This is a genomic window from Paenibacillus liaoningensis (assembly GCF_059609455.1).
The window spans coordinates 84,798-100,623 of record NZ_JCAALU010000002.1 but is presented as its reverse complement, the minus strand read 5'-3'; the positions used below and the strand labels follow the sequence as shown (position 1 = coordinate 100,623).

12 protein-coding genes are annotated in these 15,826 nt (G+C 49.2%); 11 read left to right on the top strand and 1 reads right to left on the bottom strand.

What is annotated here, in order from left to right; genetic code table 11:
- Positions 1 to 79: 79 nt before the first annotated feature.
- Positions 80 to 2,356, bottom strand: a complete 2,277-nt coding sequence (locus AC6B99_RS03060) for a helix-turn-helix domain-containing protein (RefSeq protein WP_496662724.1) — start codon at positions 2,354 to 2,356, stop codon at positions 80 to 82.
- Positions 2,357 to 2,684: 328 nt separating this feature from the next.
- On the opposite strand from AC6B99_RS03060, the gene AC6B99_RS03055 reads away from it, so the two are divergent.
- The 11 genes from AC6B99_RS03055 to AC6B99_RS03005 all read left to right on the top strand — a co-directional run bounded on the left by AC6B99_RS03055 (position 2,685) and on the right by AC6B99_RS03005 (position 15,815).
- A complete protein-coding gene (locus AC6B99_RS03055; RefSeq protein WP_496662723.1) occupies positions 2,685 to 4,706 on the top strand; it encodes a beta-galactosidase in 2,022 nt (673 codons plus the stop codon).
- A 346-nt stretch (positions 4,707 to 5,052) separates the two neighbouring features.
- Positions 5,053 to 5,976 (top strand): ABC transporter permease, encoded by a 924-nt coding sequence (locus tag AC6B99_RS03050; protein WP_200931609.1) that lies wholly within the window; start codon positions 5,053 to 5,055, stop codon positions 5,974 to 5,976.
- A 757-nt stretch (positions 5,977 to 6,733) separates the two neighbouring features.
- The gene (locus AC6B99_RS03045; RefSeq protein WP_056033995.1) at positions 6,734 to 7,627 is read left to right on the top strand and encodes a carbohydrate ABC transporter permease; all 894 of its coding nucleotides are present in this window, start codon (positions 6,734 to 6,736) and stop codon (positions 7,625 to 7,627) included.
- 85 nt (positions 7,628 to 7,712) lie between these two features.
- Entirely contained in the window at positions 7,713 to 9,308 is a 1,596-nt protein-coding gene (locus AC6B99_RS03040; protein WP_056033992.1) for an extracellular solute-binding protein, read from the top strand.
- A 245-nt stretch (positions 9,309 to 9,553) separates the two neighbouring features.
- On the top strand, positions 9,554 to 10,714 hold the full coding sequence (locus AC6B99_RS03035; protein WP_494859598.1) for a Gfo/Idh/MocA family protein: 1,161 nt from the start codon (positions 9,554 to 9,556) through the stop codon (positions 10,712 to 10,714).
- 41 nt (positions 10,715 to 10,755) lie between these two features.
- Complete coding sequence (locus tag AC6B99_RS03030) at positions 10,756 to 11,826, top strand: Gfo/Idh/MocA family protein (protein ID WP_046228814.1); 1,071 nt, start codon at positions 10,756 to 10,758, stop codon at positions 11,824 to 11,826.
- A 63-nt stretch (positions 11,827 to 11,889) separates the two neighbouring features.
- Positions 11,890 to 12,753, top strand: coding sequence for a TIM barrel protein (locus AC6B99_RS03025; protein ID WP_494880000.1), 864 nt, complete (start codon positions 11,890 to 11,892; stop codon positions 12,751 to 12,753).
- Positions 12,716 to 13,573 carry an AraC family transcriptional regulator gene (locus AC6B99_RS03020; RefSeq protein WP_496662722.1) on the top strand — a complete coding sequence of 286 codons (858 nt, stop codon included), beginning with the start codon at positions 12,716 to 12,718 and terminating at the stop codon, positions 13,571 to 13,573. Before AC6B99_RS03025 ends, AC6B99_RS03020 begins: the two co-directional genes overlap by 38 nt.
- Before the next feature lie 26 nt (positions 13,574 to 13,599).
- Complete coding sequence (locus tag AC6B99_RS03015; RefSeq protein ID WP_056033983.1) at positions 13,600 to 14,256, top strand: SGNH/GDSL hydrolase family protein; 657 nt, start codon at positions 13,600 to 13,602, stop codon at positions 14,254 to 14,256.
- 203 nt (positions 14,257 to 14,459) lie between these two features.
- Positions 14,460 to 15,182 carry an MBL fold metallo-hydrolase gene (locus AC6B99_RS03010; protein ID WP_496662721.1) on the top strand — a complete coding sequence of 241 codons (723 nt, stop codon included), beginning with the start codon at positions 14,460 to 14,462 and terminating at the stop codon, positions 15,180 to 15,182.
- Between the two features lie 57 nt (positions 15,183 to 15,239).
- Complete coding sequence (locus AC6B99_RS03005; protein WP_056033977.1) at positions 15,240 to 15,815, top strand: TetR/AcrR family transcriptional regulator; 576 nt, start codon at positions 15,240 to 15,242, stop codon at positions 15,813 to 15,815.
- Positions 15,816 to 15,826: the final 11 nt, after the last annotated feature.

The following is a 15,826-nucleotide window of genomic DNA, read 5'->3' as shown; positions in this document are numbered from 1 at the left end:
TACAACCCATCATAGGACAAATTCACTTATTGGTCTAATATATAATAGAGATAAAGCTTATAGTTTTCACCTATGTCGATCAGCCATGCTGGGCGAGTCTCGTTTTGCGATAGTCGGCGGGGGTGACGCCAAAGCTTTTCTTGAACATGCGATGGAAATAAGAGCTGCTCGTATAGCCGCTTTTGTCGGCAATATCGACGACGGACCAATCCGTATTTTCCAAATAATCTTTGGCATGCTCCAGCCGCACCTGATTAATGACGTCGACGACAGCGGTCAGCGTCTGCTGCTTGTAAACCCGGCTAATATAGATGGAGGACATATCCAGCTCCTCAGCAATCCAATTCAAGCATAGATTGGAGTTCGCGAAGTCGCGCTCAATCAGCTCATTGATTTTACGAATGAGATCGCTTTGCTTGACCGTGCGTTTCTCCATAAGCCTAGCCTGAATATCATCAAATAAGGTGAAAAATAAGGCGTTCATTTCCTCCACCGTCTCGAATTTATCGAGTGAAGGGATGTTCGTATTCAGCCCGGTTTCGACCTCGAGACTGTTATTTTTATGAATCGTGTACAAAATCGTATTGACCGTCATCGTTAAATGCGAGATAGCAAGCTGCACGACGTGAATCGGATAGTCAGCCGTCTCCTCTACAATAGAGGCGAAAATCTGTTTTGCATCGATATTTTTGGAAGCCATCAGCGCATCGGTCAGTTTTTTCTCTTTATCGACGGGGAATTTATATTCCTTCGCTTTCAGCTCCATAATCTGTTGCGAATAGATCAAGCAGCCCTGCCCATAAAATAAGCGGTGCAGCGAAGCTTCCTTCGCCTGTTTATAGAGGGAGGCAAGCTGCTGAGGCTGGTTCGCCTCCGGGCTGTACGTCATAGAAATGCCTATCCGCAAATATTCCAGGCTCGAATGCTGAATTTGCAGCAGCATCGTCCGCAGCAGCTCATCATCCGGCTGTTCCGTCGATTCGAGGCGCCCAAGCATGAGCACAACGCTGTCTTCATTCATATCAACCGTTTCGACACGGTAATGCTTCAGCCCAATTTCCCAGCTAATGTTCATAATGGCGAATTTATAAGCGAGCAGATCATTGCCCCGCGTTTCCCTGAGCGCTTCTAGGTCATCAATTTTAATTAATACGACGCGGTAATGGTTTGTGAAATCAAATGTAATGCCGTTTTGCTCAAGCTTGTCGAGCTGGGTTTTCGTCTGCAATTGCTGCGCTCCTTCCAGCAAGTTGCGTAAAAAATTTTGTCTAATCGTATAGGAGCTGTTGCGCCGCTCTGTTTCGAGCATATTCATTTTATCCATAATATGATGGATCGGGCGGTAGAGCATACGTGACAGCAGCCAGGAAATAAGCAGGCCGATGGCTAGAATGGCAGCGGCAATGGCAAGCGTCGTATTGCGAATCGCACTTACTTTTCCTGTAATTTCGCCATAAGGCGTGACACGAACATATTGCCATTCGAGCGCATCCGAGGACGTATAGGAAATGAGCGATTTCTGGCCGTCAAATCGCGCCACAATATAACCCGGCTGCTGCTGTCCGAAAATTTGCGATAAAAGCATATCATTATCTTGCTTATTCAGCGATTTGAGGGCGAGTGTATCGCGCGAAAGCATGCGCTGGCGATCATCGATAATAAACGATTTGCCGAGTGACTCGCTGGAAGCGGTTCCAATATCTTTATTAATCCACGACGATGAAATATTGACGATGACTGCCGAGTTTATCGTTTGATTTTTACCGACCGCATCATAGCCTAAATAAGTATATACATGATGCACGGGTGACGGCTGTCCAGGCAATACTGGACTGTCTGCATCCTCTGGCACATAGGAGCGTGGAATCGGCGTAAACGGCTTATACGTCTGGAAATCTTCTAACGTCTGTAAAATGCCTTTATCGGAAATTTCCTCCTTGGTAAAAATCCCGCTTTGCCCCGAACGATTAGCAATGTAAAATTGATTGTTGGCTGAATTGTATACATATATCGACTCAATAAACGGCATGGAGCTCAAGTAGTTGGTCAAGTCATTCATAGCTGCCGTCACATCATAAATATTAGGCTTCGTATAAAAAAGCAGCTTGGAAATCGTAAACGTCCGATACAGCTGGAAGGTGAGCGACTGGGCGCTCTCCGTCATGTTGTTCACTTCATGGCTCGTTCGGGTCAGGCTGCTGACGTCGGATAAATAGGCTTGCTTTAGATCCAGCCTTGTATAAGCAAGATAATAGAAGAAGGACGAAATAAGCAGCGTCAATACGATACATAATGTAATGCTGAGCAGAAACCTGCTGTAGAGCTTTCCGTTATTTTTCCATGCGTTGGCTTTCATAGCTGTCCCCCTCTTTTCTTAGTAAGCGCTTACTTTTTATAAGTCTCTAATTGGTTTAGATATCGGTTGCCTGATTATGCGCATATGTCAGTTTGTTCACCTGATCCCCCATGCATCTCTGTTCATATTATAAACTTCACTTTGCCAACCGTACAATGTATTCTATGCATAAAATTGAACGACCTTGCTCTGAACGCTGTGAACAAACCGAACTGGAGTGAACTTTTTGGCAAAACCAATACGTTCAGATGACAAAGCTAATGCTTTCCTTTAGACTTTTCCTCGAATTCGCAGTGCAATATGGATAAGTCGAAGGGAAAGTGACAAAATGATTCATTCCAAGCTTCCAAAAATTTGGTATGGCGGTGACTATAACCCTGATCAATGGCCAGAGGCGATCTGGCAGGAGGATATGCGTTTATTTAAGGAGGCGGGCATTAATGTCGTCACACTTCCGGTATTTAGCTGGGCGAAGCTGCAGCCTTCCGAGGACGTTTATCAGTTTGAATGGCTGGATAAGCTGCTGGATCTCATTGCTGAAAATGGGATTTACGCCTGCCTCGCCACCTCGACGGCTGCACAGCCTGCATGGATGTCACGCAAGTATGACGATATTTTGCCGGTTGATGTAGATGGACGGAAGCGGACGCATGGCTCCCGTACTAATTTTTGTCCGAATAGCAAGACATACCGCCGTTTCTCCCGTGCTCTTGCGGCGAAGCTAGCTGAGCGCTACAAAGAGCATCCCGCGCTGCTCATTTGGCATATTAACAATGAGTATGGCACACATTGCTATTGCAATCATTGTGCGGAAGCTTTCCGTGTCTGGCTGCAGGCGAAGTTCGGCACCACCGAGCGCTTGAATGCAGAGTGGAACATGAGCTTCTGGGGCCATACGGTGTATGACTGGGAAGATATTGTACCGCCATCTAACCTCAACGGAGACAACCGCCATTTTCAGCCGATGGCACTCGATTATAAAAGGTTTATGTCCGATTCCCTTCTAGCCTGCTACAAGGGGGAGTATGAGGAGCTGAAGCGTATTACCCCGGATTTGCCGATTACGACAAATATTTGGGGGCTGTTCAACGGCCTTGATTTGCAAAAATGGGGCGATGCGATGGATGTCGTATCCTGGGACAGCTATCCGCAAATGAATGAGCCGATGGGCAATGTGGCGATGCGCCATGATTATATGCGGGGCCTCAAGCAGGGCAAGCCGTTCATGCTGATGGAGCAGACGCCAAGCCAGCAAAACTGGCAGCCCTACAACAGCCTCAAGCGCCCGGGCGTCATGCGGCTGTGGAGCTACCAGGCGGTCGCGCATGGCGCCGACACGGTGATGTTCTTCCAGCTGCGCCGCTCGATCGGCGCTTGCGAGAAATATCATGGCGCGCTCATCGAGCATGTCGGGCATGAGCATACGCGCGTATTCCGCGAATGCGCGCAGCTGGGGCGCGAGTTGGAGAAGCTGGGCGACAAGCTGCTGGATGCCACGGTACAGGCGGAAGCGGCGCTGCTGTTTGATATCGACAACTGGAATGCGGTTGAGATCACGAGCGGGCCAAGCGTGGACTTGAACTATTTGGAGCAGGCGCAGCGCTATTATAAAGCTTTTTATGACCAAAACATTCAAATGGATGTCATCAGCCCGCTCAGCGACTTCTCCAAGTACAAAATCGTCGTCGCTCCCGTCATGTATATGCTGAAGCCAGGCGTAGCCGAACGCATCGAAGCGTTCGTGCAGGCTGGCGGCACGTTTATAACGACCTTTTTCAGCGGTATCGTCAATGAAAATGATCTGGTCACGCTGGGCGGCTATCCAGGCGCATTAAGAAAGCTGCTTGGCGTATGGGTCGAAGAAATCGACAGCTTGACGCCGGATATGCGCAACACAATCGAAGTAGGAGAGCAGTTTGGGCATATAGCTGGGGGCTCTTATGAGTGTGAGCTGCTATGCGATTTGCTTCATTTGGAGGGCGCAGAGGCCATTGGCAGCTATGGGGCCGATTTTTATGCGGGGATGCCAGCGCTAACCGTCAATCGCTACGGGGAAGGCGAAGCCTATTATGTGGCGACGGTTCCTGAGCAGAAGCTGCTCAGCGGGCTCGTGCAGACGCTTTGCGAGAAGCATGGCATCGGGGCACCGCTTCTGGCGGATGCCGGAGTCGAGCTTGTGCAGCGTCATAAAGGGGAGGAAGCTTACACTTTCGTGCTGAATCATAATCCTTTTGAGTCCAAGCTTGAGTTGGGAGAAGTAGCATACACCGATTTGCTGACCAGTGAACACTTGTCTGGCACAGTATCAATTGAACCATATGGCGTCATGATCTTGCAGATATCGACATAGGCGGGGCTGGTATAGAAGAGCCGTTTTTCCTGTTCACACTGGGAAAAGCGGCTTTTTCTCTATGTTTTTAACATCTTGCAGCGTTAGTGGACAGCCTGTGAAAAGCTGAAAAATGCATAGTGGTGCAATTCGTTCACCTGTGTTTTCGCAGCATTTTTCACTAATTGCCTGATGTTGCTCTAGCTGAGCGTTTCGAGCCTGCTATACACTGAGGGCACAACGAACGACGTAAGCAGCAGCAGTCGCCTAGAATTGAGCAAGTGAGCCTGAGGGCATTGCAGCTGGCATCGTACAAATGAAAAAAGAAAAAGCAAAGCTGAAAGCTGAAAGGGGAGACATAGCCTGCATGAATACGAGAAGAGGTTTTTTTCACGAGCTGATCACCAACCGCATTTTATTTCTCATGCTGCTGCCGACGATTTTATTTTTCATCATCAATTCCTATTTACCGATGGTCGGCATCTATTACGCTTTCACGAGGTTCGATTATAATACGAGCTTATTCAATAGTGAATTCGTTGGGCTGGAAAACTTCAAGTTTTTATGGCAATCCGGCATTTTGACTAAACTGACCTTAAATACGATTGGCTATAATATAGCCTTCATCGGGCTTGGCAATGTGCTCGCCATCGCGCTGGCTATTCTGCTAAGCGAGCTTAAATCGAAATGGTTCAAGAAGCTGACGCAATCCGTTATGTTTTTGCCTTATTTCGTATCGTTCGTTATCCTGAGCGTTATTGTGTACAATTTGTTCAACTATGAAAGCGGATTCTTGAACACGCTGCTCAAGCAGCTCAGCATTGAGCCGGTTGATGTGTACAACACGCCTTGGGTATGGGTACCGCTCATTATTTTGTTCTATCTATGGAAAAACCTCGGTTACAGCATGGTTATCTATCTGGCTGCTATTACAGGCATCAGCGATGAATATTACGAAGCGGCCAAAATTGACGGCGCCAACATTTTCCAACGGATTTGGTACATTACGGTTCCGATGCTGAAAACGACATTCGTCGTCCTGCTGCTGTTCGCTCTCGGCAGCATAATGAAAGGACAGTTCGACTTGTTCTATCAATTAATCGGCAACAACGGCGTGCTGTATGATGCGACGGACATTCTGGATACGTATGTGTACCGCTCGCTGAAAGTAACGTTTGATATTGGGATGTCGACTGCTGCGGGTCTTTACCAATCGTTGTTCGGCTTTATCCTGATTATGACGGTCAACTATATTATTCGAAAAATCAACGACGAATACGCGCTGTTTTAGGAGCGCGATGAAAAAGAGGCTGTGTTGCATGAAAAGCTTGGCTTCCGATCGCCATTACCCTTGAATTTCTATGAAATACCCCCATAGGGGGAAATTCAAGGGTAAAAGCGAACGCTAACGCTTCTCCAGCTCAACCTTTCCATTTCACTACGCCTTTTTCATCTCCCTCCTAAAAGGGAGGAAAAAGGAAGCTTAGCCGCTTTTGCGCTTGCGCTGTACCTTTAAGTTCAAAACCAAGAACCAAAACCAAGAACCAAATCATTAGCGCATTCGCACTTGCGGCGTACCTTTAAGAGCCAAGAGCCAAGAGTCAAAAGCCAAAAGCAAGACCAGTAACAAATCCTTTGCTGCATTCGCGTTTGCATTATACCTTCGTGAGCTGGAGCTAGAGCAAGGCATTACGCTTGCTTTAGTGCACAGACTTGTGCTTAAGCATGGGAGCGAAGAAGCCTTAACCACAGAGATGTAGACATTTATAAGCGTCAAATCAATTGTTTTCTGCTGTATGAATTCGAACTTTGTGGTTCGTGTTTTAGAAGGAGGGTGTTGGTGAAGGGGGCCTGAGCGGAGTAAAAGGTTTGAGCTGGAGAAGCGAACGCGTTCGCTTTTGTCCGTGGAAATTTACCGCTGGCGGTATAGTTAAGAATTTCCACGGGCAATGGCGATCGGAGGCCAAACCTTTTGCGCAGCGACGAACCTACCTCACCAAGCGCACTTATTCTAATCACCGACACAAAGAGAACATGGAGGTTACTTTATGAAAATCAAAGACGACAGCTATATGCTGCTGTTCCGCATTATTGCTTTCGTAGTTATTTTGCTCACGTCCGTCGCTTGCCTGTTTCCGTTTCTGCTCATTGTGTCAGCATCGTTCACCCAGAACGAATCGATTCTCCGCGACGGGTATCATTTGATCCCGCAGGTGTTTTCACTCGAAGGCTACACAACGGTGCTGCGATTCCCGCAGCAGGTCATCAATGCCTATACCGTAACGATCATAACGACAGTTGTCGGCACATTTCTCGGTCTGTTTTTCATTACGATGGCCGGTTACGTCCTGCAGCGCAGAGATTTTAAATATCGGAATTTTTTCTCCTTCTTTATTTATTTCACGACGCTGTTCGGGGGCGGACTTGTGCCGTGGTACATTATGCTGACGAAATATTTGCAGCTCACCGATACGTATGCGGTGCTCATTCTTCCAGGACTTATGACGCCGTTCCTCATTATATTGATGAAAAACTTCATCCGCTCCGCCGTTCCCGATGAGGTAACGGAATCGGCTAAAATCGATGGCGCGAATGATTTTACAATCTACGCTCGCATCGTGCTGCAATTGTCGATGCCGGGCATCGCAACCGTCGGATTGTTTCTGGCGCTGGCTTACTGGAATGACTGGTTTACATCCTCGCTGTTCATCAATGACACGACGATGTACCAGCTTCAATATTATCTCTACAACATTATCAATGCGATGAGCTTCCTGTCCCAGATGGGAGCAGGTACAGGCGTTTCACTTGGCGGCGATATGCCGATGGAGTCGACCAAGATGGCGATGGCGATTATTGTAACCGGCCCGATTTTGTTCCTTTACCCTTTCGTTCAGCGTTATTTTGTAAAAGGCTTGACGATTGGGGCTGTCAAAGGTTAGAACTGTACCAGAGTGCATAGCGGCAAGCTTGCTACTAGGGTCCAGCTAACATATATAGGTTCAACTTATAAAAGGGAGGATTCACATGATGAAGAAAAAGAGCAAAGGTTTAGTCATGCTTCTCACCGTAATGCTGCTTATGAGCATGATCGCAGCTTGCAGCGGCAATGGTGGCGGAAATACGGCAGCATCCAGCAGTCCAGCAGATAGCGGAGCAGCTACCGCATCGCCGGACAATGCGCAAGCAGGCGAGAAAACGGGTATCGATACTTCCAAAAAAGTAGAATTGCAATTTTATATGCTAGGCGATGCGCCGAAGGATCTCGCTACCATTCAAGACAAAATCAACGAAATGGCGCTTCAGGATTTGAATGCAACCGTCAAATTCAACTACACGTCATGGACCGATTGGGAGCAAAAATATAAATTGCTGCTTGGCTCCGGCCAACAGGTCGACCTGATCTTTACAGCAGAATGGACGCAATACCAGTCCTATGCGAAAAAAGGCGCATTCCAGCCGCTCGACAAGCTGCTACCTGTAGCTGCGCCGAAGCTGAATGAGTTCGTGCCGAAAGATATGTGGGAAGCGGTTAAAATCGACAACCAAATCTTTACCGTTCCAGCAACGTACAAAGAGTATGTAACGAATGGCTTCGTATGGCGTGAAGATCTTCGTAAAAAATACAACCTGCCTGAGCCAAAGGATTTGAAAACGTATGAAGAGTATTTGGCGGGCATTAAAGCCAATGAGCCGAGCATGCGTCCAATCGCACTTGGTGCAGACGTTCGCGGCAGCCTTGTGAACCAAATTCGCGATATCGAGCACAAAGCAATCGGCGCGCTGCCTTACGGTCTTGGCGTGAACTACTTCGAGCCAGGCAACATCTACACATACTGGGGCTCGGATGAGCAAAAAGCGGATTTGGAGCTGATCAAGCGCTGGCAGCAAAACGGCTACATCCCGAAAAACGTACTGAACATCAACGACGTTATTCAGGAGCAGCTGACAAGCGGCAAAGCAGCAACGATTTTCGGAGACAACCCAACTCGTTTCAATGATTCGGTTATTAAAGTACAAGCGGCTCACCCGGATTGGGAGCTGAAATACTACCCATTCCCGCTTACAACAGGCATTGCAACACCAGTACATGCGATTCACAACGGCTTTGCGATTCCAACAAGCAGCAAAAACGCAGAGCGCGCACTGGCATTCTATGAGAAAATGGTAACGGACAAACGTTACAATCAGTTGACAGAGTACGGTGTTGAAGGCAAAAACTATGAAGTTAAAGATGGCTACTACCAAATGATCGGCGATGCAAGCTCCAACGGCTTTGCTCGTGAAGGCATGAATGGCTGGGCATGGAGAAATCCAGAGTTCATGCTGTTTGACAAAAACTATGACGGCGTAAAAGCGATCTTCGACGAGCTGGACAAAATCCAAGTTCCAGACAAATTCAACGGCTTTGCCGAAGACTACAGCTCTTACCAAGCCGAGAGAGCAGCGCTTGAGCAAGTGGAGAAGCAGTACCTGTTCCCGCTGCAAGCTGGTCTCGTGGACAATATCGAAGAAGGCTTGAAAACGTTCATGGACAAAGCGAAGCAAGCTGGACTTGAGAAAATTCAAGCCGAGTACATGAAACAATGGCAAGCTTATGTAACTGAGAAAAATATTAAATAAGCGACAAAGCCGTACCAGAGGCAGCTCGAGGTAAAGGCGGAAAAGCGGTGGTGTGTCCCTGAGGGACATAACCGCCGCTTTTCTTATGCAATAAGAAAGCGATTAGGTGCGGATGCTTGAGTACAATGACAGTCAAATGATAAGCGGATATTCGGCCTTTTGAATCAAACGCTTACATAATGATCTATGCTACAATATAGCTATAGTGATCCTTCTTATAACAGGTTTAGAGAGGATGTTAATCATTGGATAAAGTCAGAATCGGCATATTAGGCCTTGGGAATATGGGAACGGGACATGCCCGTTATTTGATTGAAGGAAGAGTAGAGGGCGCCGTGCTTGCTGCGGTGTCGGATGTGCGTTCCGAACGTTTGGAGCTGGCAGCGCAGGAATGGGGGACAGAACTAAAGCTGTATTCGACGGCTGAGGAACTATTCTACTCAGGCGAGGTGGACGGAGTGCTCATCTGCACCCCGCATTATGATCATCCGCAGCAGGCAGCCGCAGCGTTGAAGGCCGGGCTGCATGTATTGATTGAGAAGCCAGCTGGCGTTTATACGAAGCAGGTTCGCGAGATGAATGAAGCGGCGGCTCAAAGCAATAAAGTGTTCGGCATTATGTATAATCAACGCACGAATCCGCTGTACGCGAAGCTTCGCGATTTAATTACATCCGGGGAGCTCGGGGAAGTTCGCCGCACGAACTGGATTATTACGAACTGGTACCGCTCACAGAGCTATTACGATTCGGGCGGCTGGCGTGCAACGTGGGCTGGCGAAGGCGGCGGCGTACTGCTGAATCAGGACCCGCATCAGCTTGACCTGTGGCAGTGGACGACAGGAATGATGCCGAAGCGCGTGCGCGCTTTTTGCTCCTTTGGAAAACACCGTGATATTGAAGTGGAAAACGATGTGACGGCTTACGTGGAATATGAAAACGGAGCAACGGGTGTGTTTGTCACCTCGACCTTTGAGTCGCCGGGAACGAACCGTTTTGAAATTTCGGGTGAACGCGGCAAAATCGTCATTGAAAATGACAAAATGACGTTTTGGCGGCTGCGCGTATCTGAAACCGAATTTAATGCGAGCTTTAAAGGCGGCTTCGGCCAGCCGGAATGCTGGAAATTCGAAATTCCGGTCAGCGATGGCGGCAATCACATGGGCATTACTCAGGACTGGGTAAATGCGATTCTGCATGGCACGCCATTGCTTGCTCCAGGCGAAGAGGGGATTAGGGGACTGGAGCTGTCCAACGCGATGCTGCTCTCTACATGGACAGATGGATGGGTCGATCTTCCGATTAACGAGGATTTATTTTATGAGAAGCTGCAAGAGAGAATACGCAGCTCGGAGAAGCACAAGGATGCGAACAGTTATGAGACGCTGGATGTGAGAGGTACCCACTAATCAATAACCACTGATGAGCAAGCGAGAGGGAGGCAACATTTATGTCAACAGCAAATGGAATGAATTATGCCCCGAAAGGCAAGCCCAAACCAGTTGTCAAAGAAGGAGAGTTTGTATTCGCTGCTTTGTCGCTGGATCATGGGCATATTTATGGCATGTGCAACGGTCTTCGGGAAGCGGGCGGCACGCTCAAGTGGGTTTATGATCCAGACCCGAAGAAGGTAGAAGCATTTGTGCGCACTTATCCTGAGGTTCGCCCAGCGGAATCGAAGCAGCAAATTTTGCAGGATGCGGAAGTGGTGCTCGTTGCAGCAGCAGCGATAACGAATTTGCGCGGCCCGCTTGGCGTCGAGGTCATGAAGCATGGCAAGCATTATTTTACGGACAAAGCGCCGTTTACGACGCTTGAGCAGCTGGCTGAGGCGCGTAAAGTAACGGCAGCTACAGGCAAAATTTATGCGGTCTATTACAGCGAGCGCCTTCATGTAGAATGCGCGGAATACGCAGGGCAGCTCGTGAAGGACGGGGCTATCGGCCGCGTGCTGAATGTAATGGGATTGGGGCCTCATCGTTTGAATGCAGCGGCTAGGCCAGACTGGTTTTTCAATAAGGAGCAGTACGGCGGCATCATTTGCGATATTGGCAGTCATCAAATTGAGCAGTTTCTTTATTTCGCCGGCTGCAAAGATGCTACGGTGCAATCCAGCAAAATAGCCAATTACAATAACAAGCAATACCCGGAGCTTGAGGACTTTGGCGACGCTACGCTTATTGGCGACAACGGGGCTACGCATTATTTTCGCGTGGACTGGTTTACGCCGGATGGCTTGTCTACTTGGGGCGATGGCCGGACGATTATTCTCGGGACAAAAGGCTATATCGAGCTGCGCAAATATGTCGATTTGACGAGAGGCGGCAGCGACCATCTGTTCCTCGTGAATGGAGACGGCGAGCAAAAAATAGATGTGAAAGACAAGGTGGGTTTCCCTTATTTTGGAGCGCTCATTCTTGATTGCTTGAATGGCACGGAGCTTGCGATGCCGCAGGCGCATACGTTTAAAGCGGCAGAGCTGTGCTTGCAGGCGCAATTACAGGCTGTACGGGTCGAGTAGGGAAAGAGCAGAGGAAGCGAAACATATAATACGGATAGAGGAAGGGAGAAGCGTGAATCGATGATGAAGTTGTCTGTATTTACGGTAGCAACACCGGAGCTGGGGCCTGAGGAACTGGCAGCCGCCGCGCAAGAGGCAGGAATTCATGCTGTAGAATGGCGTTACAAGGAAGCACCGGATGCAGCTGTGGCGAGCCAGGAGCCTTCTTTCTGGGGCAACAACCGCTGTACGATTTTTCCCTCAGGCGGAGATGAAATGCTGGATCGCTTTGGCAAGGCTGCGGCTGATCATGGACTGACATCGCTCAGCCTGACGCCATATCTCACCGCTGGCGATTTGGAGGCGACCGAGCAGGTGCTGAAAGCGGCGAAGCGGGTAGGGGCTTCCTTTATCCGGGTTGGTGTTCCAAATTATGATCGCAGCCGTCCGTTCGGCGAGCTGTTCACGCTGGCAAGAACGTATTTGCAGCAAGTGCAGGAGCTGTGCCGAAAGTATGGCGTTAAAGGCTTAGTCGAGACCCATCATCAGACGATTGCGGCAAGCGCTTCCGCAGCTTATCGGCTCTGCGAAGGGCTGGACCCGGATTGTATTGGCGTGCTGTACGATCCCGGCAATATGGTTTACGAAGGCTTCGAAAACTACCGGATGGGACTTGAGCTGCTAGGTCCGTATTTGGCCCATGTGCATGTGAAAAATGCGGGCTGGCAGGCTGGACCGGAAGAGGCGGATGGCAGCATCAACTGGAAGGCGGATTGGACGGGACTCGCTAAAGGGATAGTGCCGTGGAAGCAAATCATCGAGGATTTGCAAGCGGTCGGCTATGACGGCTATCTCGGCATTGAAGATTTCAGCAAAGAATTTGCGGAGTCTCCAGACATGCTGCGGCATTTTGTCCGCTATATTAACGGATTGCAGTCGCAAGGTTAAAATGCTCGATTTCGGCTACCGAATTCAGACGCCGCTTGAAGCGATTTTTCATTCACATACGAATTACGAGGTTTATTATTTTCATGAAGGAAAATGCAACTATTTGATTGGCGATCAAATTTACCATATGCAGCCGGGTGATATGATGATTTTGTTCGGCATGACGCTGCATTGTGCCAAAATCGATCCTTCCGTTCCTTATGTCCGGACGATTGTCCATTTTGAGCCTTCGCTGCTGCGTCCGCTGCTGGAGCTGCCGCAGGCGCTCAATGTTATGGAGCCGTTTGAGGAGCTGCGCAATCACCGCCTGCGGCTCAGAGGCGAGCATAAGGAAGAGGCGGAGCGGCTATTGGCTCAAATGCATGTGCATCAGCAGCGGGGCGATGCCATCGGCAGCAACCGTCTGCTGCTTGCCTTTGTTGATTTATTGTATTTTATTTTTGGCTTGTGCGAACAGCCGCTAAGGGACCGGCAAGAATTTTCCTCGGATAAGGAGCAGACGGTGCAGCGCATCATTTCCTTGCTGGAGCACAGCTACATGGACGATTTGCATATGGAGCAGCTGGAAGAACGGCTGCATTTAAGCAAGTCGTACATTGCCAGGCTGTTTAAGGATGTGACGGGTGTAACGGTATTTCACTATGTGTATAGAAGGCGAATCAATGAGGCGAAAATCATGTTTTTGATGGAGCCGTCCGTCACGGTTACAGAAGCATGCTATCGTCTGGGCTTCAAGCATCTGGCCCATTTCAGCAGAATGTTCAAGCAGTTTGTCGGTGTATCGCCAGAGCAGTTCAAGCGGCGCGAGACGCAAGGCTAATCGTATAAATAGGGGGAATGATTCGGGTGAAGCTGGAACGTGGGCAGAAGCTGCTGTTTATTGGAGACTCGATTACGGATTGCGATCGGAACAAGCAGAATGGCGAGGGGCTGTTCGGCGCGCTTGGCAGAGGTTACGTAGCGCAGGTGGATGCGCTGCTGCAGGCGGTTTATCCGGAGCTCGGTATTCGCGTAGTGAACATGGGAACGGGCGGGCATACGGTCCGTGATTTAAAAGCGAGATGGCAGGAAGATGTGACGGATAAAAAACCGGATGTGCTTTCGATCATGATCGGCATCAATGACGTATGGCGCCAATATGATACGCCGTTCATTACGGAGTGGCATGTCTATATCGAGGAGTACGAGCAAACGCTGCGCGAACTGGTCGCACTGGCGAAGCCGGTGGCCGGAAGCGGTATCGTGCTGATGACGCCTTTCTTTCTGGAAAGCAATGAGCAGGATGCGATGCGCCGGACGATGGACGAATATGGTGCAGTTGTACGCCGAATAGCAGATGAGACGGGCTGTCTGTTCATTGATACACAGGCGGCATTTAATAAAGTGCTGGCCCATCTCTATTCCGCTACTTTGGCGTGGGATCGCGTGCATCCGACGGCGGCAGGCCATATGGTGCTGGCGAGAGCTTTTTTGCAGGCTATGGATTTCGATTGGACGAAATAAAAGTGGGTGAAAAGCTTATCCGTCGAGGATAGGCTTTTTTTTGATTTTAATGCCGCATAAGCCGTCCATATGAGTGCATGATGATCGTAGATGATGAAAGTAGACGAATAAACGTATTGCAAAAACTAATATCATTAGTTATTATAAAACTAATGATATTAGTTTTTGCGCAGCAAGCGCAAAATACCGAGGAGCGATGCATTGTGAGAATGACCAAACATCAGCATATTTATCAGTTGACCTATTTGCCCCATGTATTTCCTGTTAATTGCTATTTGGTCGAAGAAGAGGACGGCTTGACGCTGATCGATGCAGCACTGCCGAATAATGTCGAAGCGATTATACAGGCAGCACGCAAGCTGGGCAAGCCGATTGTACGAATCGTGCTGACGCATGCGCATGATGATCATATCGGAGCGCTGGATGCGCTCAAAGCACAGCTGCCGGATGCAGTCGTAGCAATCTCGGCGAGGGATGCGCGATTGCTGCGGGGAGACCGCTCCTTGGAACCGGGAGAGCCGGCTACCCCAATCAGAGGCGGTGTGCCGAAAAAGGTAGCCACGAAGCCGGATCTGCTTCTGCAGGACGGCGACCGTATCGGCTCTCTGCTGGCGGTTGCAGCACCGGGACATACGCCCGGTTCCATGGCCTTTCTCGATACGAGAGGCGGCGAGTTGATCGTCGGTGATGCTTTTCAACTGCGTGGAGGCGTTGCGGTAAGCGGACAAGTTCGGCCGTTGTTTCCATTTCCGGCATGGGCAACCTGGAATAAGCAGCAGTCGCTGATTAGTGCGAGGCGCCTGCTTGCACTGAAGCCGTCCTTGCTGGCAGTCGGACATGGCAACCTGCTTGTTGACCCGGTGGCCGCAATGGAGCAGGCCATCATAGCGGCTGAACGCAAGCTCGCTGCTGCTGCGGCACATTAAAGGAAAAGCACGCTGATATAATCTGTATGGATTTCACAACAGCAAGGAGAAGATGACATGTCGCCAAGAATAGGCTTGGATGTACCGACGATAGTTCGGACAGCCGCAGAAATTGCCAATACGCAAGGGCTGGAAGCAGTGACGATGGCTTCGCTTTCGCAGAAGCTGGGTATTCGCTCTCCCTCTTTATACAACCATATAGACGGTTTGAGTGGGGTGAAGCTGGCGCTTGCGATTTATGGCTTGCGCGAAATGAACGAGCAGATGAGTAAAGCGGTAGAAGGACTGACAGGGGAAGACGCCGTTTATGCGGCGGGCAAAGCCTATGTTGCTTTTGCCCGCTCGAATCCGGGTGTTTACGAGGCAACAATTCCGTCCCAATCCCAGGATAATGATGAATTTAAAGCGGTTAGCGAGCAGCTGATGGGGCTCATTATTAATTTGCTGGATAGCTACAAATTAAAGCAGGAGATAGCGATTCATATCGTCCGCGGCTTGCGCAGCCTGCTGCATGGATTTAGCTCCATCGAGCAGAAAGGCGGCTTCGGCTTGCCCTACCAGTTGGACGAATCGATGCAGCTTGTGCTGCAAACGTATTTGTCGGGTATTCAACAAATGTGTATAGAAGAGTAACATCTTTAATC

What these genes read in the sequence shown, in the direction of transcription:
- AC6B99_RS03060 (WP_496662724.1), bottom strand. Translation starts at nt 2,356, where the DNA reads ATGAAAGCCAACGCATGGAAAAATAACGGAAAGCTCTACAGCAGGTTT.
- AC6B99_RS03055 (WP_496662723.1), top strand. Translation starts at nt 2,685, where the DNA reads ATGATTCATTCCAAGCTTCCAAAAATTTGGTATGGCGGTGACTATAAC.
- AC6B99_RS03050 (WP_200931609.1), top strand. Translation starts at nt 5,053, where the DNA reads ATGAATACGAGAAGAGGTTTTTTTCACGAGCTGATCACCAACCGCATT.
- AC6B99_RS03045 (WP_056033995.1), top strand. Translation starts at nt 6,734, where the DNA reads ATGAAAATCAAAGACGACAGCTATATGCTGCTGTTCCGCATTATTGCT.
- AC6B99_RS03040 (WP_056033992.1), top strand. Translation starts at nt 7,713, where the DNA reads ATGATGAAGAAAAAGAGCAAAGGTTTAGTCATGCTTCTCACCGTAATG.
- AC6B99_RS03030 (WP_046228814.1), top strand. Translation starts at nt 10,756, where the DNA reads ATGTCAACAGCAAATGGAATGAATTATGCCCCGAAAGGCAAGCCCAAA.
- AC6B99_RS03025 (WP_494880000.1), top strand. Translation starts at nt 11,890, where the DNA reads ATGAAGTTGTCTGTATTTACGGTAGCAACACCGGAGCTGGGGCCTGAG.
- AC6B99_RS03005 (WP_056033977.1), top strand. Translation starts at nt 15,240, where the DNA reads ATGTCGCCAAGAATAGGCTTGGATGTACCGACGATAGTTCGGACAGCC.